The 18844-nt window shown below is 58.8% G+C and carries 13 protein-coding genes and 2 pseudogenes; 5 read left to right on the top strand and 10 right to left on the bottom strand.

Going from position 1 to position 18844, the window contains the following annotated elements:
• Positions 1-127: 127 nt before the first annotated feature.
• Positions 128-1147, top strand: a complete 1020-nt coding sequence (locus A8G00_RS21680; RefSeq protein WP_103001649.1) for a ketopantoate reductase family protein — start codon at positions 128-130, stop codon at positions 1145-1147.
• A gap of 104 nt (positions 1148-1251) precedes the next feature.
• Here the strand turns inward: A8G00_RS21680 and A8G00_RS21675 are convergent, their stop codons facing one another.
• The 6 genes from A8G00_RS21675 to A8G00_RS21650 all read right to left on the bottom strand — a co-directional run bounded on the left by A8G00_RS21675 (position 1252) and on the right by A8G00_RS21650 (position 8261).
• Positions 1252-2904, bottom strand: a complete 1653-nt coding sequence (locus tag A8G00_RS21675; protein WP_103001648.1) for a TonB-dependent receptor — start codon at positions 2902-2904, stop codon at positions 1252-1254.
• Positions 2901-3377 carry a TonB-dependent receptor plug domain-containing protein gene (locus tag A8G00_RS21670; protein ID WP_172451946.1) on the bottom strand — a complete coding sequence of 159 codons (477 nt, stop codon included), beginning with the start codon at positions 3375-3377 and terminating at the stop codon, positions 2901-2903. The genes A8G00_RS21675 and A8G00_RS21670 overlap by 4 nt, the downstream gene beginning before the upstream one ends.
• Positions 3378-4053: 676 nt before the next feature.
• Entirely contained in the window at positions 4054-4572 is a 519-nt protein-coding gene (locus A8G00_RS21665) for a carboxymuconolactone decarboxylase family protein (RefSeq protein ID WP_216365647.1), read from the bottom strand.
• Between the two features lie 284 nt (positions 4573-4856).
• Complete coding sequence (locus tag A8G00_RS21660) at positions 4857-5759, bottom strand: helix-turn-helix transcriptional regulator (protein WP_103001645.1); 903 nt, start codon at positions 5757-5759, stop codon at positions 4857-4859.
• Positions 5760-5922: 163 nt separating this feature from the next.
• Positions 5923-6618, bottom strand: coding sequence for a nitroreductase (locus A8G00_RS21655; protein WP_103001644.1), 696 nt, complete (start codon positions 6616-6618; stop codon positions 5923-5925).
• Entirely contained in the window at positions 6615-8261 is a 1647-nt protein-coding gene (locus tag A8G00_RS21650; protein WP_103001643.1) for an AMP-binding protein, read from the bottom strand. The genes A8G00_RS21655 and A8G00_RS21650 overlap by 4 nt, the downstream gene beginning before the upstream one ends.
• Before the next feature lie 181 nt (positions 8262-8442).
• On the opposite strand from A8G00_RS21650, the gene A8G00_RS21645 reads away from it, so the two are divergent.
• The gene (locus A8G00_RS21645) at positions 8443-9318 is read left to right on the top strand and encodes a LysR family transcriptional regulator (RefSeq protein WP_172451945.1); all 876 of its coding nucleotides are present in this window, start codon (positions 8443-8445) and stop codon (positions 9316-9318) included.
• Positions 9319-9534: 216 nt separating this feature from the next.
• Here the strand turns inward: A8G00_RS21645 and A8G00_RS21640 are convergent.
• The 4 genes and pseudogenes from A8G00_RS21640 to A8G00_RS21620 form a co-directional block, all read right to left on the bottom strand.
• A pseudogene (locus A8G00_RS21640) lies at positions 9535-10248 on the bottom strand (Tn3 family transposase); the annotation flags it as partial.
• Positions 10249-10259: 11 nt separating this feature from the next.
• Positions 10260-10793: a flavin reductase gene (locus tag A8G00_RS21635; RefSeq protein WP_103001641.1), complete on the bottom strand. Its 534-nt coding sequence runs from the start codon at positions 10791-10793 to the stop codon at positions 10260-10262.
• Positions 10790-11293: an NADPH-dependent FMN reductase gene (locus tag A8G00_RS21630; RefSeq protein WP_103001640.1), complete on the bottom strand. Its 504-nt coding sequence runs from the start codon at positions 11291-11293 to the stop codon at positions 10790-10792. The genes A8G00_RS21635 and A8G00_RS21630 overlap by 4 nt, the downstream gene beginning before the upstream one ends.
• A gap of 476 nt (positions 11294-11769) precedes the next feature.
• Positions 11770-12303, bottom strand: a pseudogene (locus A8G00_RS21620) (IS630 family transposase); the annotation flags it as partial.
• 378 nt (positions 12304-12681) lie between these two features.
• Between A8G00_RS21620 and A8G00_RS21615 the strand changes: the two are divergent.
• The 3 genes from A8G00_RS21615 (at position 12682) to A8G00_RS21605 (ending at position 18683) form a co-directional block, all read left to right on the top strand.
• On the top strand, positions 12682-14826 hold the full coding sequence (locus tag A8G00_RS21615) for a TonB-dependent receptor (protein WP_172451944.1): 2145 nt from the start codon (positions 12682-12684) through the stop codon (positions 14824-14826).
• Between the two features lie 286 nt (positions 14827-15112).
• Positions 15113-16594, top strand: a complete 1482-nt coding sequence (locus A8G00_RS21610; protein WP_172451943.1) for an amidase — start codon at positions 15113-15115, stop codon at positions 16592-16594.
• A 286-nt stretch (positions 16595-16880) separates the two neighbouring features.
• On the top strand, positions 16881-18683 hold the full coding sequence (locus tag A8G00_RS21605; RefSeq protein ID WP_172451942.1) for a tannase/feruloyl esterase family alpha/beta hydrolase: 1803 nt from the start codon (positions 16881-16883) through the stop codon (positions 18681-18683).
• Positions 18684-18844 lie beyond the last annotated feature (161 nt).

Genomic DNA, 18844 nt, shown 5'->3' with positions numbered 1-18844 from the left:
GCCTGGCCTCGGAAGCTACAACTCGTCCGTGCCGGCGTCGATGGACACAGAAACAACAACGAACCCACGAGGAAACGGGCACTTTTACATGCACCCTGCCTCTTGAGTTCTTTCATTGGAGAAGAATATGACAGAAGGACGACAAGCGGCGGTCTGCATCGTCGGAGCGGGCTCGGCAGGGATCATTACAGGGTATATGCTGAACCAGGGCGGCACCGCGATCACCTATCTCGTGCGGCCGCACCGGGTGGAGCAACTGTCGCAGCCCCAAAAACTATATTCCTATGACGACGGCGAGCTAGAGTCGTTCGGCGACTATGAGGTGATCACTGATCCTGCGGAGCTAAGGGATCGCTCTTTCGACTTCATCCTCGTGACGCTCGACGGCGCGGCGCTTCGGACTGAGGCTGGGACGCAGCTGACCGACGACATAGGCCGAATGGCGCGGGATACCCGTACCGGAATCATCCTGGCCGCGCAGGGGCTCGATCTGCGTAGCTGGTTCCTGAGCCGTTCGGGTCTGTCTGAGGACCAAGTCGCACTCGGCGGCATAGCCAGCTTCGTCTATGAAGTTCCCGCTGCCACACTTCCCGCGCACGAGGGGACCGACGTCGAAGCGCTGTCCAAGGCCGACTATGCCTATCGGCACTTCACGCCGGCCGGCTACGCCGTCGAAACGTCGGCGCCCAAAGTGGCGAGCGGGTTCGCGGCGCTTTACGATCGCAACGGGTCGCTGGTCTGCAACACGGTATCGACAGCCGACTATATCCTGCCTGGCTCGATGCTGTGTCCGGTCTTTGCCCTGGCACTCCTCGGCTGGCCTGCAGCGCGCGACGTCGATTCCGCGAATGAGGCATGGCGCTTGGGCGTCGAAGCGAGCCGCGAGATGCTGAGGCTATCGCTGTATGGTGAGGCCGGGAAAGTTGCCGCCGAGCACAGCAGCGCCGAAACGATGCTCGCGGTGTTCCAGCAGGTTGAACAGGCTACCCTGCCACTCGACTGGGTCGGCTTCCTTCGCTACCTCCACGGCAGAAAGCTCGAGGCGCAAAATAAGCACACAATCCGTGACGCACTTGCGATGGGCAAGGCCGAGGGCCTGGAAATGCCGGCGATGCAGCAGCTGATGGATCGAATCTCTGAAATCTGAGGAGCGGCATCGGTCACGAGCACAAGGGAGGCCGCCTGCTGTCATGAAGGAAATGAGCCGCAGCACTCGCTCGAGTGTTGCGGCTCCGGAGAGTCATTCAAACATCAGAACTTGGCCTTCAGGCGCACCCCGTAGGTGCGCGGCGGTCCAGCCATCTGGACGTATCCGAACGGGACACTCACCGGCGTCATCTGCACGTAATAGTTTTTGTCGGTGAGGTTCAGGCCCCACAGTTCGATACCGTAACGCTCGTCGGTGCTGGTCCAACCGAGCGAGGCGTTAAGAAGCGTGTATCCCGAAAGCACCGGAAGATTGTCGGGCGCGGTGTAGGTCAGGCCCTTGTTCGTGACCGTGGCGCTCGCACGGAAATCGCCCGCGTCGGTCGGCATGACGTAGGTAGCCGTCGCACTTCCCGAGAATTTCGGAGCATTGATCATACGGTTGCCGCCGGCATTGATGACTGTCGCGCTCCCGTCCGGCAATGTGGACGGCGACCCGGGGAAGTCCTTGTACTTCGCGTCAAGAAGGCCGAACCCGCCCGAAAGCGTAAAGTTCTTAACTGGAGCGATTTCAAAATCGACATCCAGACCATACACTCTTGCCGTTGCCGCATTACGTATCTGCGAACTGCACCCGCAGGGATCAATGATGTTTACCTGAAGATCCTTGTAGTCATAGTAGAAGCTGGCGAAATTGACTCGCAGCGCGCGGTTAAACAATTTTGACTTCAATCCTACTTCGTAGGCGTCCAGCTGTTCGGGGTTATACCCGGCCGAGGTCTGGGCATAGGCTGAGAAGCCACCGCTCTTCACACCGCGATTGTAGGAAATATAGGCGAGCACATCAGGTGTCGCCTGATAATCGAGCGCCACGCGCCAAGTCGGCTTGTTGGCAGTTCTTCTGCGGTCGGGCGATGGCAGATCCAGTCCAAGACTAGGAATGGCGATATGCGCGTTCTCCGTGCGATATTTATCGAACGTGTACCTCAAGCCGCCGGTGAGCTTCAGATTATCAACGATCTCGTAAGTTGCCTGACCATATAGCGCGACGGACGATGTCTTGCCGGTGTTGTAAAGTGAGGGATTGGGAGCAAAGAATGCACCATTTAGCGAAAGAATAGTATCGCTCTCGAACTTGAACAGGTAGCCGCCGACTTGCCACTGGAAGCGCGATGTGTCGGCGCCGATGAGCTGGATTTCCTGCGAAAACTGGGTCGACGCGTCGGTGGCGTAGCCGCCGCCGTTGTTAGCTGGAGTCAAAGCATCATAGTTCTGCCCGTATTTCTGGTCGTACTTCGCATAAAATGATGAGGACACCAATCTGGCGAAGCCGAGATCCTGTTCAATGCGCAACCCCACAAATTTCTTACGGGCCCGCTGATAGGGGTCTACCTGGTTCTGGATATCGAACCTTCCGGTGTCCGGATATCCATAAATTGCCCGCGTGGCAGGCGCAAATTGAAGCACAAGGCCGTCCGAGGTCAGCTTCTCATAATTGAGGAACAGAGATATTTTCGTCAAATCCCCAGTATACACGAACTTGGATCGAACCGCGATCGTCTCGTCTTTATAAAGATCGGTTCCGGTTGTAATGTTCCGTCCGAAGCCCTTGCCTTGATCATGATATTGGATGGCTACATCCGCAGCAAGATTCTTGGCCAACCCACCGGTCAAATATGCATTTGCATCGACAGTCTGATAGTTCCCGTACCCGATCTCGAAATTTCCATGAACGTCATCGGTCGGGTCCTTGGTCACCAGCTGTATGACGCCGCCGGTTGCATTTCGGCCAAATAGAGTGCCTTGCGCCCCTTGAGGACCTCGATCCGCTCGAGATTGTTGAAACCATACTGATTGCTGACGGAAGATGCGATGTAATATCCGTCGATGTACGTAGCCACCGATGCCTCGTCGACGCCCGACACTGCCGCCGCACCAACGCCGCGCAGATAAGCCTGGTTGCTGCCTGCCGATCGCGACATGGTCAGGCTCGGAACGGCCCCTTCCAGGGCTTGAGGATTGACAAGGCCGCGTGACTGAAGTTCGTCGCCCCTGATCGCTGTGACCGCAATCGGCACATTCTGCAGGTTTTCACCACGGCGCTGCGCCGTAACAATGATTTCCTGCACGCCGCCGCTTTCGGGCTGTGCTTCCTGGGCGAACGCCGGCGTCGCAAACATGGCGATACCAAGCGCGGTTGAACACAGCAGATGTTTGATGTCGATGGTCATCCCCATTCCCCTCCGATTATCCATCTACGTCGCGGAAGCTGTTGCCGCCCCGAGTCGTTGTAGAGAGACTGGATTGTAACGATCGGGTCACCACTTGGATGTCCTCGCTGCTGGGGACCGGGATGACAGACCAACTGTTCGGATAGTTTACGCGCGCGGATCGGCGCCTCCATGCGGCCCGGCCGCGAGAAGGACGGAATTTGCAGGTGTTGCAAAATGTGCCTGCTCGGCGGGATCAACTGTCAGAAAATGCATCCATTCCCCCAGGACAATCGCCCCTGAACGCCATTTATGATCATCGAAGTAAGCGCGTTATAACCAGGCATTCCCACCGAATCAACGACTTCGACTATCCCACGAATATTCTAATCATCGCGACAGGTTGTATCGCTCACACTTCGATCATCAAAGATTTCACGAGAGAAGCTATAAACGCACTCCTCCCCTGGGACGAGATTGCGAGAATCATCTCCGCGAAGGATGCCACCAACGATCGATACGTTCAGGCCGGCGGCAATTGGCTGTCGGCGCGGAAGTGGACTGTACCGGTTTTTTGTGCTGCTCCTAAACGTCGCGCGTGCCGACAGCGTCGCGCAGGAGCAAGCTCGTATCGCTGGAGGTTCAGTACGTTGGAAACGGGACATTACAACGCGTCCGAATACCACCCCTCTGAATACTAAAAGGGCTTGGCATTCCCGGGCGCGGGGATTTGAAAGGCGTTGAGGGTCATGGAAATCAAGCCATAATAGCCCAATATGCCGACCAGATCGACCAAGCCGGTCGTGCCTAGCGCGGCTTCGGCGGCGGCATATATATGATCGCTGATCCGGCGTTCGTTCAGCAATTCGCTGGCGAAATCATATACGCACAGCTCGTCCTGCGCGGAGAAATCCGGCCGTATGCCCTTTCGTATCTGTTCTACGACAGCTTCATCCAGTCCGGCCGCTATCGCGATCGGCGCATGGACAGCCCATTCGAAGCTTGCCCGCCACCACGATCCGGTAATCAGGATCGCGAGCTCCGAAAGTCGCGGTGGAAGGCTGGTTCCATAGCGGCAGAAGCCACCCAACTCCTGCGCCGTTCGGGCCAGGCCAGGGCTGTTAAGCCATACCGCGAGCGGCGGATCGAGCCGCCCGCGCGGGCCGGCGAGTATGTCTTCATAGATCGCCCGCTGCTCGGACGTAAGAGCGTTCAAATCTGGTAGAGGAGGTCTCATGCGATGCCCTTTTAAATGTTTCGCCTGCTTTCGATGCGGCGCGGGAAGGCCCAGCTTCAGTCCGAGGCCATCGCCGACGACATCTCAGTCCACAGCATTCACGATTATCATTTGCGGAAGGCTATGCGTATGTCCCCGTTTTCAGGGACGTCGACCGAATGATGGACGGCCGTCGGCGCGCGGCGTCGCCGACTGACGACAAGGGTCGCGAGTTTGCGCCATCCCCAGACCGGCGGTCATACAGGCTGGCGTTGCAGGCCGATCTATATCATGGGGATGGCGCTGATTTCGCGGACTTTGAAATGATCCAAGGGCGCTGGATCATGCGGATCGTCGCCGTCCAGAAGAGAAAGATACCATATCACAAGTTCGCGCTGGCTGCCGATCGCCAGCCGGCTGTAGATGCGCTTCCGGTAGGTAATGACTGTCTCCTCCCCGATCTCCAGTTCGAGCGCGATGCCAACGGTCGAGACACCGTAAAGCAGTCTTGCACAGACTTGAACTTCGCGAGGCGGAAGCTTGACAGCCGATGCAGCCACGCGCGCCTGAATATCTTCCAGGCGGGACAAGGCGAAGCGAATATTCCCCCCCCGTTGCCGCGCTCGCATGTGCTTGCTCAAGATCGAAAGAAGGATTGGGCCGAGTTCCTGCACAGCAGGTTCGGAATGAAGCGCGGGCACCGAGCGTCCTGACGTGCGCAACATGCTCAACCCAATCCGGCCAACGATCGAATGGCCGCAAAGCAGAAGCCGTTCATTGACCAGAGGGTATATTGTTTCGCGCAATTCGCGATCGGGCAGCGCATTCACATCCAGATAGATCATTCCCGGCTCATAGGAGTCGCTGACCTGCCGGGCCACTGCCATCGTCGGATCGCGCCGCCAAAGTTCCGTTTTCAGATAGAGGCTGGCATGCTTGTGGGAAGTCTCGCTTCCGTCGCGACTGAGCGCCGAAATTTCCTGCGGTGCAGCGCCATCAAGAGCGAAGAGCGCGTAATGGTCGACATGAAAAAGTCCATCGAGAAATCGAATAAGCTCCGACTCAAACCGATGCTCTCCAATCGCATCGATCAGGCTGTCCAGCCGCGGAGGAACCCGCAAACGCTGCATTGTTGCCATCACGCCCATATGTACCTCTCCACCAGCAGCATTTTCGAACCGTTTCATAGCCGGTCTCTTTGCCGCGAATATATCAGCCTGATCCAACCTTGGAAAGAAGGGTGGAAATCCTCATCTCGCACGCTCTGGCGCCATGTCGTCCGGCCGATGCCAGACCCCGCGCTAACCGCCCATCCGCAGGTCGACTCCGCCAACGGCTGCCGTCCCTATCTCAACCATGGCGGACAACGAACGCGCTTGTCGGCTCGCGGTCCGTCACCAGACGGTTCACAAAAGCATCCGGATCGGCGACGCCGAGCGCCATGCCCGACACGATCACATGACTTCCGGGAACGGGCAGCACGCGCCGTACCGCCTCCCCATATTCCGCCCAAGCCTGTTGCGGACAGGTGGCGAGGCCAAATGCCGGCGCTAGCGTCATGACATTGGTCATGTAATTGCCCATGTCGATCCACGCGCCCAGGCCCCAGTCCCGTTCCATGGTGAAGAACAGTCCCACCGGCGCGCCAAAGAAATCGAAATTGCGCAGCAAGGCGTCCTGACGCCCGGCGATGTCGTCGCGCCCGATCCCGTAGATCGCGAACAGGTCGAACCCGACCTTGCGCCGCCGCGCGCGATAGGGTTCACGGATCTCCAGCGGGAAATAGGCATATTCATCGCTGCGCTCGGCCTGGCGCACGGCCTCGGCGACTTCCCGACACAGGCGCGCGCGCGTATCGCCGGTGACGACATGGACCCGCCAGGGCTGCATATTCTGCCCCGAAGGTGCGCGCGCGGCCGCCGAAAGAATGCGGTCGATCGTTTCATCCGGCACGGCGTCGGCAAGGAAGCCGCGGACGGAACGCCTTCCCGTCACCGCGTCATAGGCCGACACGGCGGGATCGGGATGCTGCCTAGCCGCGTTCATGCCTGCGCCCTGGCGCGATTGATTTCCTCCTGGCGCAGCAGGAAACGCTGCACCTTGCCGCTCGGCGTCTTGGGCAGGTCAGCGACAAATTCGATTTCGCGCGGATAAGCGTGGGCGGACAAGCGCGCACGCACATGCAGCCGCAGTTCCTCCGCCAGTACGGGGCTCGCCTCATATCCCGGGTTGAGGACGACGAACGCCTTGACGATTTCGGTCCGTTCCGGATCGGGCTTGCCGATCACCGCCGATTCCAACACGGCAGCATGTTCGATCAGCGCGCTCTCCACGTCGAACGGACCGACACGATAGCCCGAGGTCGTGATGACGTCGTCTGTACGGCCGACGAACGAAATGCTGTCGTCGTCGTTCAGTTCGACCATGTCGCCGCTGCGGTAATAATCCTCGCTCAGCGACGGTGTGTCGCGGTTGAGATAGCCGGTGAACCACATCAGCGGGGACCGCTTGCGGTCAAGCGCGAGTTCCCCCGGTTCTCCCACGCCCAGTTCGCGCCCGTCGGGCGAAACCACCACGACGCGATGGCCGGGAACCGCATAGCCGGCCGATCCGATCCGTACCGGATGCTCCAGCGCGTGGTGATTGCACAGCACCATGCCGACTTCGGTCTGACCGTAATGATCGTGGATCGGCGCGTCGAGATGCTCCCGGAACCAGCGGATCACTTCGGGATTGAGCGGTTCGCCAGCGCTGCTGACGACGCGCAGCTGGCCCTTGATCCTAGCCGCCGCCTCCGGACCCGCCGCCACCATCTGCCGGTACGCGGTGGGCGATCCGGCAAGATTGGTGATGCCATAGTCCTGTATCGTGTCATAGGCGGACGCGACGCTGAAGCCGCCCTCGTGCAGCACGATGGTGGCGCCCAAAGCCAGCGGCCCGGCAAGCCCGAAATAGAGGCCATAGGCCCAGCCCGGATCGGCAAGGTTCCACATGCGATCATCGGGCCGCCATCCCACGGCGTCGCGGACATAGCCCGCAAAGGCGGCGATCGCCCGGACCGGGACCAGCAGTGGCTTGGGCAGCCCCGTCGTGCCGGACGTAAACATGATCAGGAACGGATCGCCCTCGCCCACCGGCACGGGAGCCAATGTCTCGAAACGCCGTTCCAAGGCTGGCCAGAAGTCGATATCGGCGCTGCCGGGACCAGCGCCCACGGTGACGATCGCAGGGGCTGACGCGATCTCCGCCAGCTTCGGCCGGTTTGTCGGGTCGGTCACGATCACACGCGTTTCGCCCAGGGTCAGGCGATGCTCGATCGCCTTGGGGCCGAACGCGGTAAACAAGGGCTGGTAGACAGCGCCCAGCCGCCATGCGGCGAACATGGTGACGAGCAGTTCGGGCGCGCGCGGCAACAGCCCCGCGACCCGGTCGCCCTTGCCCACACCCAGATCCGCCAGCACGCCCGCGAAACGCGCCGACGCGCGATCAAGTTCGGCGAAAGTCCAGTCCCGCGTCGCCCCGTCCGGCGCCCGGTGGCGCAAGGCGACGCGCGCGGGGTCCCCCGCATGACGGATGCAGCATATCTCGGCGGCGTTGAACCGGCCCGCTTCGTCCGACAGGAAGGCCGTCTCCGCCTCCACGTCGAACCGCGTCACGGCTTCGTAATAGCTCGTTTCGATAGGGGCCATGGTCGACACGCTGTGATCCTCTTCCCTTCGCCTCGTCGGCCTCGATGACCGTTGAGTTCTTGTCTCCCCCTTGCATGCAGCCCGAACGCAACGCCGTCCAATCCGGAATTGACCGTTGATTAAGATCAAAATCGACTTATTCTCGTATCGGAGCAGTATGATGCGACTTGACCCCAAATTGATGATCGCTTTCGCCGTCATCGCGCAGGAGCGTTCGTTCACGCGAGCGGCCGAACGTCTGCGGGTGGCGCAGCCGTGGCTGTCGGCGCGGTTCGCGAAACTGGAAAGCCTGTTGGGCTTCCGCCTCCTCGATCGCACGACGCGCAGCGTGACCCTGACCGACCGCGGCGCGACTCTCCTTCCCGTCGCCGAGGAAATGCTCAGGGTGTCGCAGCAGGCAGACCGGCTGTCGCTGCAGATCGGCCGCATGGAGCGCCAAGTGCTGCGAATCGGCGCGGCGCCTTATACCAAGGTCATCCGGCGCAGGCATGAATTGCTCAATGACTTCGCCCTGACGCGGACCGACATCGGACTGGAGCTTGAGATCAGCTGGTCCATTCCCCTGCTCGCCAAGCTGGACGCGGGCGAGATCGATAGCTCGTTCATGATGGGGACCGTCGACCCCCGGCAGTATGAACGGATCACCCTGGCCGAATATGGATTGGCGATCAGCGTGGACAAGGCGCATGCCTGGGCCGGCCGGGCGCATCTGGATGTCGAGGATGTGGCCGGAATGGCCGTTCAGGTCTTTACGCGCAGTCTCAACCCCGGCCTGTGGGCGACGCTCCACGCGCCCCTGATCGAGGCGGGATGCCGGTTCATATCCATGCCCGAAATGGCGGAGGGGGCGCCGACGCGGATGCGTTCGCCCGAAGACGTCGCCGCCTTTTTCGACTTCGGAACGGACGAACCGGCCGCCGCCGACGTCGTCAGGATTCCACTGCGCTCGCAAGTCGCCGTGCCCTTCCAACTCTTGCGACGAGTCGGCTACGCCTCGCCCGCGAGCGACGCCTTCTGGGCCATGGCGGATAAGAGCGCCCGAACGCCCATCCTCTGAGACTGACAATGAGCGGTCGGAGGGGCGCAGTCTCGCCCGCTTGCAAGAGCGGAATGGCCGACTCGCGGAATGACATAGAGAACCCGCTCCTTGCCGCGAGCCGTGCTGGTCCCTGCCCGAGCACGCGCAGAACGGGCAGCGTCTATTTGGCAGATAGGCGTGACCTCAAGGTTTGTTCGCCAGACAACGATTTGACAGACATAATGAGAACATCGACTATGCCACGAGCTTCAGGCGGGCCATTGGGTCGTTGAGGGTGCGGAACCCGCCGGGGGACAACCGACTTGCTCGGTTCCAGAGAAAGTCGCCGGTCAAGCTGATGTGCGCCCAGCCCATAGGCGAGAGATGGGCAAGAAGCGCATCGTCGAAGGGGCCGCCGAGGTGCTGTGCGGCCCTGTCCATATAGAGCGCGTTCCAAAAGGCGATCGCCGCGATCAGCAGATTCAGCCCCGATGCCCGATACTCCTGATTTTCGATCAAGCGGTCCGTGAACCGGCCCTGACGGTTGGTATAGATCGCAGCGGCAAGGGTGTGGCGTGCTTCGCCCTTATTGAGGCCAGCCTGGCAGGACCGCCGTAAGTCCGGCTGCTCAAGCCAGTCACGCGTAAACAGCGTCCGCTCGATGCGGCCGAGTTCGGCCAGAGCAAAATCGAGTCTGTTCTGGCGCTTGTAGGCAGCCAGCTTGCGCAGGATCGCGGAGAGCGCGACGGCTCCCTCCTTGATGGAGGCAACGATCCTGACAATATCCTCCCAATCGGCTTCAATCGCCGACGTCTCGATCGTGCGGCCCATGAGGCTTTCGATGCCTTTGTAGGTCGAAGGCGCGACTATCGAACCGAGTTTTCGATCCGCGATATCGCGCAGACGGGGCACGAAGCGGAAACTGAGAAGATGGCAGAGAGCAAAGACATGGTCGCTCGCGCCGCCGGTACCCGTGATTCTCAGAGAGAGGCGATATGTGCCGCCACCTCATAGAAATCCCGCTGGAAATAGACCACGCCCTTATTGTTGTCCGGATTGATCCGGATCTCATCTAGCTCCACGTATAATATGTCGTGGGTTCCGATCCGCGATGTCTCGGATATCAATCCGTTAAAGCTCACCAATGCGTCTTTAAGGACCGGAGGCACGCCTTTCACATCAGTCCACTTGCCGCTCGAGAACCTGTCACTCTGAGCTGACTTTCCTCCGAACAACAGTGCCAAAGCTTGGTGCTGCGGGGCAATTGTGTTCACGCATATGCGCCTGTTTTTCATCACAGCCTCATAAACGGATGCCGAGCGGTTCAGGCAGATCAGCAATGTAGGAGGCGCGTCCGTGACGCTGCACACCGCCGTGGCGGAAAATCCTACCTTACCGCCCGGGCCATCACTGGTCACAATATGCGCTGCTGCGCCCACGCAGGCCATGGCATCTCGGAACATTTTGCGCTGGCTTTCGGCGAGAGTATCGACCGACGTATGTTGATCGATCACGAGGCAACCCTTTCATGCGTGGGGACCGACGACAGAAGCACTCTCGACGCATTCAGCCACCCGCTCAGCGAGGACCGCAAATTTGTGCTTTCAACCAGATGTAGTCCGCGAGCCGGGCAGGTGGCCCCCATTTCTACGAGGATAGGTTTGAGCAGGAAATCGGGGTCGATGCCGTGACTCGCATCTCCCCCCACCATCACAGGTATCGCCACGACCCCTTCCAGGCTCCGAGGGGGGAATTGATCAAGCAGCAGCTTCAATATGCCCGAATAGCTTGAATTTATGGTTGGCGAAGCAAACATAACGAGATTACAATCCTGGATCTCCATGATGACGCTTTTGACAACCGGGCTATTCCTGCTAAATAACTCCTCTCCAATATCCACTATATCTACAATAACATGCGGAGCTGACAGATCGATTAATTTACAAACATCTATTGCACATTTTAGTGTACGCGACCTTGGCTTCGTATCTCCAACAACTAGGCCAAGCTTCATGTTACTCTCCTCAGAATTTAGATTTACAACAGTGTTTCCGGCCCATAATAGCCGGTATTATACTCACTGAATTTTCACGTCACATATCAGTTATTCAGTATAACTGCGCATAATCCTGTGAAATTGCTCTCAAATATTTCGACATGGCTCGGTCAAACAGAAATGCCTGTGTGCCGCTTGGTTGCCTATTTTGGATATCACGCCTCGGTTCTATGGCGCAGTCCCCTTGCAGGTGGACAGGCCGGGCGAGCGTGTCTGCTCCTGGCAACGGCCACACCACCCTCTCGTGATCGGGTGTTACCTTCGGGTGAGACGTGGGTTGCATCAAGCGAAGAACGGTTCGACTTCGAACCACCTGAGGGCGCCGGGGCCGGCTATAATGCTGTGGCAGCAGAGAAACGGGATGCTGTCACCCGCCCAGTTCGAACGGCAGCAAATTTTGAAAGCAGATGGCGTCTAGAAATCTAGGGGCTACTCACGCTAACGAAAGAAGCGCAACGTATCAGGCGTTCGGTGATGAGCGCGAACCAACGCTCGACCTGGTTGAGCCAGGATGCGTAAGTCGGTGTGTAGTGGATCTGGAAGCGCGGTCGTGCTGCTAGCCATGCACGGACTTTCGGATGTTTGTGAGCGGCATAGTTGTCGACCACTAGATGGGCGTCGAGATCAGGTGGGACATTCACCTCAATGTGCTTGAGGAAACCCAGAAATTCTTGGTTTCGGTGACGGGCGCGGCATTGAGTGAGAACCTGACCGTTTGCGATGTCGAGCGCGGCAAACAAGGTGGTGGTCCCGTGTCGGACGTAATCGTGCGTGATGCCTTCGAGATAGCCCAGACCGAGCGGCAGAACGGGTTGGGTGCGTTCCAGCGCCTGAATCTACGTTTTCTCGTCAACACACAGGTCGACCGCGTGGTCCGGCGGATTGAGATAGAGCCCGACGATGTCTTTAACCTTGTCGACGAACAGCGGGTCGGTCGAGAGCTTGAAGCTTTTCGAGCGATGCGGTTGCCCGTCTCATCGACAATGCAGATCGCGGTGTCTTCCAACGATACATCCAGTCCAGCAAATGACGCACGGTTGCTCCTCCTCATGGTTGTGGCCGCTCGATACGGGCCACGTTTTACCATCTGCGAGGAGCAGCCACCCCACCGAGTCGGGGCTGAGCCCCAATCACCCCATCTGTTTTACCCCGCAATCATCGCCGCCGGTTGCCGCGCAAGGCAGCGAATCATGGTGAACCATCAAAGCCTTCGGGTTTTCCAAGGCGTCTGCCGTCCCATCAAGGGGGGACAGTCAATACGTCCGCGCTGAGATAAACTGAGTCGGGCTGGCCTTCGTTGTGCAGCCATGTTTGCAAAATAGTCGCAATATGGGGGGGGCATGTGGATGAACGCGAAACACTTATTGCTTTCGACTGCGCTGGTCAGCGTTTTTGGAACTTCTTCGGCGTTCGCGCAGCAATCCGAGCTGCAGAGCCAGTCTCAGGCCGAGAGCGGATCTCAAGCCGGGACAACGGGTGTCGAGGAGATCATCGTCACAGCGCAAAGGATCGGTGAAAATCTGCAGGATGTTCCGATCGCCGTCACGGCTTTGTCGGCAGCCGCGCTGGAGGCCAGAGGGCTAACCAACAACCAATCGTTGGAAGGCGCGATACCGAGTTTGACAATGACCAAGAGTGCCCAGTCCAATCAACCTTACTTGCGCGGCGTTGGTTCGAATGGCGCTGCCGGGGTCGATGAGATGTCGGTCGCGACCTATCTTGACGGATTCTACATCGCATCGCCTTTGAGTAACCAATACAATTTCAACAATTTGGCGCGGATCGAGGTTCTGAAGGGCCCGCAGGGTACGTTGTTCGGGCGCAATGCGACTGGTGGTGTCATTCAGTTGATTACCAAGGAGCCGACCCAGGAACGTCAAGCTCAGTTCGACATCGGTTACGGTAACTATCAGACGATAGACGTGAACGGGTATGTAAGTGGCGGCCTCGCTCCTGGGCTTGCAGTCGACCTGGCCGTGCAGCATCACAACCAGCTAGAAGGTTACGGCGTTAATCTGGGTACCGGTACAGATGTGTACCTCAATCAAAACTCGTCGGTTCGCTCGAAATGGGTATATACTGGCAGTTCGACGAAGATAACCCTGCTTCTGAACTACGACAGGTTGAGTTCCAGACTGATTCTACAAAATACGCCCGAAGCCGATGCCGCTTTTGGGACTACGCCTCTTGGCCGGTTCAACGGTCTGGAAGGTGTAGATCCCCAGAACAAGGCTCGCCGTATGTTTGCAGGTTTGCGTGTCGAGCAAGATCTTGGCTTTGCCAACTTGATCTCGGCTTCGATGGTTGCGAAGTACAATCAGCGGTATGGCAGGCAGCGAGACCCGGGTTATCCGCTTGGGGAAGCAATCGACGAAGCGATGCAGTATTCGCAGGAGTTTCTGCTGCAGGGCAAGAACAAATCGGGCATTCAATGGCAGGCCGGCGCGTACTTTTTCGATTACTCAAGTGACATTCAGCTCATCCTGAAAGGCTCTCAGTTCGCGCCGCTCAACCCCGAGATATCCGCTACCGGCAAAACCTCCTCCTCCGCGATTTTCGCGCAGGTGACTTACGAAATCGTCCCCAGCCTGAAGATTACAGGTGGACTGCGTTATACCTGGGATAAATATGAGACCAGAAAGGCAAAAACCTTCCTCCCTTCGCTCAATTTCACCGCTACATCGCCAGATCGAGTGACGAAAACTGACAATCCGACATGGCGTCTTGCATTGGACTACCAGATAGGTCCGGATATAATGGCATACGTTTCTTATAATCGCGGAATAAAGAGCGGCGGGTATTCGATCTATGCGCCAAATACACCGAAGTTTGATCCAGAGAAGCTGGACGCTTATGAAGTCGGCTTGAAGACTCAGTTGTTTGATAACGCGGTGCGCTTCAATGTCGCTGGGTTTTATTACGATTATGCAAATCTACAGGTCAATACTATCATCCAGGGGGGGCTGTCCTCACAGATCTTGAACGCGGCATCGGCTCGCATCTACGGTATCGATGCCGACTTTGAAGTCGTGCCGTTCAGGAATTTCACCTTGTCTGGCGGATTCGGCATCCTCGATGCGAAGTATCGCGATTTCCCGGGAGCGCCCTCGACCTCGCCAAACGGTGTGGCGGTTCCAGGTGGCATCAACGCGGCCGGAAACTATCTGGTCAACGCGCCAAAGTTCTCGGCCAGTTTGTCCGGCACCTATGTCATTCCGAGCTCGCTCGGGGATTTCAGAGTGAGCGGAACCGTGTCGCACAAGGGTAGATCGTTCGCCACTGCGGATAATTTGCTGGCCTTTCCGTCGTATACCCTCGTCAGCGCCCTTTTGGGCTGGACCAATACTGCAGGCGCGGTCGGCATAGACCTTTGGGCAAGTAACCTGACCGACGAAAGGTATTACATTCAGAAGACAGCCACCGGCACAGGCTGGTCGCAGCTCGACGGTCCGCCCCGCACTTACGGGGCCCGTCTCAAGGCTAAGTTCTAGAATCTGTCGGCGGCCTACGGGAGTACTCCCGTAGGGGTCGCCTCCGTCTCGCGCTGCTGCGCTTGTAATGCCTTGCCTCGGAATGAAGGAGAAGCCCGTCGCAGGCGGGCGTTCAGCACGAACTTCAGTTGTCCGGGGCTCGCTAGCTTCGAAGGCGACGCTCCGAGGCAGGCTTGGCGATGGGTCCAGTCCGCCATTTCCAGTCTGATTGCAGAAAGGGTAATCCCAGATGACTTCAAGCGATAAGATATTGTCCGGGCCCCCGGGGGTCGACCGCAGAAAATTCATGGCAACCTGCGCAGGAATTGGAGCAGCCGCATTCACCGCATATCCGGCACGTGCCGTAAGCGACGCCGAACCTTCTTTGACGTGGCAGCCTGCCTGGCGCATCAGAGAATTGATTGCGAGGCGGATAGTCACTCCTACCGAGGTTACAGAGCACTTTCTTGAGCGCATCGCGAAGCTCGAGCCGAAGCTCCATGCCTTCGATACCCTGGACGTCGAAGGCGCACGGGAGCAGGCTCGTGCTGCGACGCGCGCCGTGGAGAGCGGCGCCACGCTTGGGCCGCTGCACGGCATTCCGATCGCAATCATGGATACCGTGGCGGTCAAAGGCTTCAGGATCGCTCTTCTCGGCATCAGCGCGTCGCGGTACGACGAGATCGCGACCGAGCGCGTACGCGCTGCCGGCGCGATCATTTTCGGAACCACCGCTACGTATGCCTGGCCAGTGCGGGAGGGCCCGCGCAACCCGTGGGACCTGAATCGCGATCCCGGCAATTCGAGCCGCGGGAGCGCGGTTGCTGTCGCCGCAGGAATGGTGCCGCTCGCCATTGGCCAGGACGCCGCAGGGTCGACTCGACTTCCGGCAGCATGGTCAGGATGCATGGGATTGGCCACGACGAGAGGCTTGGTGCCTCACATCAGTTATGAATTTCCATCGCTCAAGACGACTGGCAACACTGGCCCGATGGCGCGAAACGCGCGCGATTGCGCAATGATGCTTCAAGCGATGGCCGGCCGTGACGGGCGTGACATGCTCTCGACGCAATCAGATGTCCCCGACTACTCGGCGCACATTGAAGACGGCATTGCAAATATGCCCATAGCCTGGACAGACGATTTCGGATGGTCACAGGCGTACTGGCAACCGGAAAGCGCGCAGATTGTCGAGCTTGTCAGAAATGCCGCGTTCGGCTTGACGCAAGCAGGCGCGAAGGTGGAGCAGATTCGCGACACGTGGGGAGACCCGCGGCCTGTAACCGTTGCGCTCGGGAAGTTTCTTCCGCCTTCCAGCCGCACCCAACCACCGTTCGATCCAGAGGCCGGGCAGCGCAAGTTCGAAGAGGTTTGGGGCAAGCCGCAAACGCGGGCACCGGCTTCGCTAGCTGCCGACTGGCCGGCCAATCTTGATCCCATCGACGAATATCGCGCCGTTGCAGAGCGACGAGCCCGGATGATCGATAGCCTGGAAAGGGTTCTCGGTACTCACAAGGTTCTGATTAGTGCCACTACTGTCATGGAGCCGCGTCCTTTCAATGAATGGGGATATTTTGGACGCGAGTTTATCTTCACGTCCTATACCGCCCATACGTCCATGATGAACCTGATCGGGTACCCGGCAATTTCCGTGCCTTGCGGCCTGCGCAATGGCCTTCCGGTCGGCATGCAGATCATCGCGCGGCAAGGACAGGAAGACTTGCTACTCCGTGTCGCTGAGGCAGTGCAAAAGCTCTATCCAACACCTCATCCGCCGAGTGCCATCTGAGATGGATTTTTTTGGCATTGATGCCCTGAGCGAACTGTCTCAGACGGGCGACATTAAAGGAATCCTCAAGCCGCCTGCCACCATAACGATCAGTTCGCCAAAATCGTCTTGCGGGAAACAGTACGGCAAGTGGCCGGGTGCTTGCGGCGAGGCAGGGTGCCGGTGTGTTGATGCTGGCCGATGCGGGAGAACTGGCTGCATGCCGAGTCACCTAGAAAAACTGCAGTCAGTCTTTCGTCCTCATTCAGTTTCGGACAAAAACGATCTAGTTATAAGAGGCTCTTCTATGATCCATTCGTATCGAGACAAGCGCTCGATCCTACATGCGCGTGTGGGATTAATCCGTCGATCGCACCTGATAAAAACAGCACGCAATGGCCCCTCGAATGCCGGAGCGGCGATCGCGGCCGGCGCTTTGGCGCTGTGCGGCCTTGGCAGCGGGTCTGCCATGGCCGCGTCCTTGCACCAGACGGCGCAGCAAGCCTGTGATGCGCTCGCCAAGGCCAAGGTGCCGGCTGAGCGTATCGGCCTGCGTACGCGCGGGGCGGTGGTGACGAGTGCAACGTTTGTCAAGCCGACTGCGGTTTTGCCGGAGCACTGTCTAGTGAAAGGCGAGATCACCTCGGTGGACGCGAACGCGGAACCGATCAGGTTCGCCGCCGCTTTTCCAACCCGATGGAACAGGAAACTCATGCAGCTTGGTGGCGGGGGATGGGATGGTTTCGTGCCCGATGTTACTGGCGAGGTTCTTCCCGGATTCAGGTTTAGCACAGGTCCCGGGCAACCGGTTCCGCTGGCGCGAGGATATGTCGTGCTGGGAGATAATTCCGGACACTCCGATGCGGCCTTTGGCGGAGTGTCATCTGTTTCCGGCAAGCCCGAAGCCGATTTCATGGCTTGGGCGCTGAACGAGGAAATGCTTCGCAACTTTGCTGCCGACCATATTAAGAAGACTCATGACGCGGTCGCTGCTCTGGTCAGCATGCGCTATGGCGAAGCCGTCGAGCGATCATACTTCCAGGGCAGTTCCCGCGGCGGCGCGGAGGCTATGCTGGCTGTCCAGCGTTTCCCGGCCGATTACGACGGCGTCTACGCGCTTTATCCAGCGTTCAACTGGGTTCCTCTGTTCTTGAAGTTCCATGAGATCGGCCGTTCGATGCGGATCAATGGTGGTGCCGGCTGGATCAGTCCGGCCAAGGCGCAACTGCTTCACGATGCGGCGATTGCGACCTGCGATTCACTCGACGGCGCGCGAGATGGACTGATCAGCAATGTCCGGGCCTGCAGGTTCGATCCAGGCTCGTTGCGATGCCCGGACGGAGCGGACCGTGGCGACAACTGCCTCTCAGACGCGCAACTCGCGACAACACGCCTCCTCTACTCTCGGACATTATGGGACATTTCCTTCGCAAACGGCGTAAGATCGGCGGCTGCCTATTTGCCGGGTACTGCGTTCGCAACTTCGGTGAACAGCGCCTTCGGCTCCAGCCCGGAATACAGCCATGACTTCGCCCGGCTTGGCGGCATCCATGCGATGGGAGACAGGTTCATCAGGGGCGTGATCCTGCGTGACCTGAATGCCAACACTTTGTCTTTCGACTCGAAAAAACCAGGCAGATATGGCGCGCGAATCCGGCAAGCTTCGGCATTGCTTGATGCCACCAATCCGGATGTCAGCGCTTTCCTGGCGCGAGGCGGCAAGTTCATCCTCGTGCACGGGCTGGCTGACCCACTACCGGCAGCCACTGCGACCGCTGAGTATTACAAGGCCATGGTCCGCAAGTTCGGGCAGGCGAAGCTGAACAAGTCTGTCCGCTTCTACACGATTCCGGGCTACGCGCATGGTGGCGGTCCCTTCGACGTCACATTCGGCGGTCCGGCTGCCTTTCGCGACAACCCGAACGCGGCGATCGGAGGGATTCCAATCCTCGACGCATTGGAGAACTGGGTGGAGAACGGAGTAGCTCCAGGCCATCTGGTTGCGTCGACCGCGACCCGGACGCGACCGCTGTGCATCTATCCGACCTGGCCGAAGTACAAAGGCGCAGGAAGTCTGGACAAAGCGGCCAGTTTCGAGTGCGCCAATTAGAGCGATTCTCGAGCGTTTTGAATCGCGAGGGGATTCGAGGGGATTGAACGAACTCGCTGACGCTCGACTGGCGCCTTGGGGCTGGCGGGAATGACCCCCTGGTGGGAGGATTTGGTTGCTGAAGACCAACCCCTCACCAGGAGTTCATCCCATGACAGATG

The organism is Sphingobium sp. SA916 (assembly GCF_002894065.1).
Taxonomy (GTDB): Bacteria; Pseudomonadota; Alphaproteobacteria; order Sphingomonadales; family Sphingomonadaceae; genus Sphingobium; species Sphingobium fuliginis.
The sequence above is the reverse complement of the archived record's forward strand: the minus strand, read 5'-3'. Positions and strand labels throughout refer to the sequence as shown.

Bases quoted from the DNA above. Each gene is read 5' to 3' on its own strand.
- A8G00_RS21680 (WP_103001649.1), top strand. From the start codon at position 128: ATGACAGAAGGACGACAAGCGGCGGTCTGCATCGTCGGAGCGGGCTCG.
- A8G00_RS21670 (WP_172451946.1), bottom strand. From the start codon at position 3,377: ATGACCATCGACATCAAACATCTGCTGTGTTCAACCGCGCTTGGTATC.
- A8G00_RS21660 (WP_103001645.1), bottom strand. From the start codon at position 5,759: ATGAAACGGTTCGAAAATGCTGCTGGTGGAGAGGTACATATGGGCGTG.
- A8G00_RS21655 (WP_103001644.1), bottom strand. From the start codon at position 6,618: ATGAACGCGGCTAGGCAGCATCCCGATCCCGCCGTGTCGGCCTATGAC.
- A8G00_RS21650 (WP_103001643.1), bottom strand. From the start codon at position 8,261: ATGGCCCCTATCGAAACGAGCTATTACGAAGCCGTGACGCGGTTCGAC.
- A8G00_RS21645 (WP_172451945.1), top strand. From the start codon at position 8,443: ATGATCGCTTTCGCCGTCATCGCGCAGGAGCGTTCGTTCACGCGAGCG.
- A8G00_RS21630 (WP_103001640.1), bottom strand. From the start codon at position 11,293: ATGAAGCTTGGCCTAGTTGTTGGAGATACGAAGCCAAGGTCGCGTACA.
- A8G00_RS21615 (WP_172451944.1), top strand. From the start codon at position 12,682: ATGAACGCGAAACACTTATTGCTTTCGACTGCGCTGGTCAGCGTTTTT.
- A8G00_RS21610 (WP_172451943.1), top strand. From the start codon at position 15,113: ATGGCAACCTGCGCAGGAATTGGAGCAGCCGCATTCACCGCATATCCG.
- A8G00_RS21605 (WP_172451942.1), top strand. From the start codon at position 16,881: ATGATCCATTCGTATCGAGACAAGCGCTCGATCCTACATGCGCGTGTG.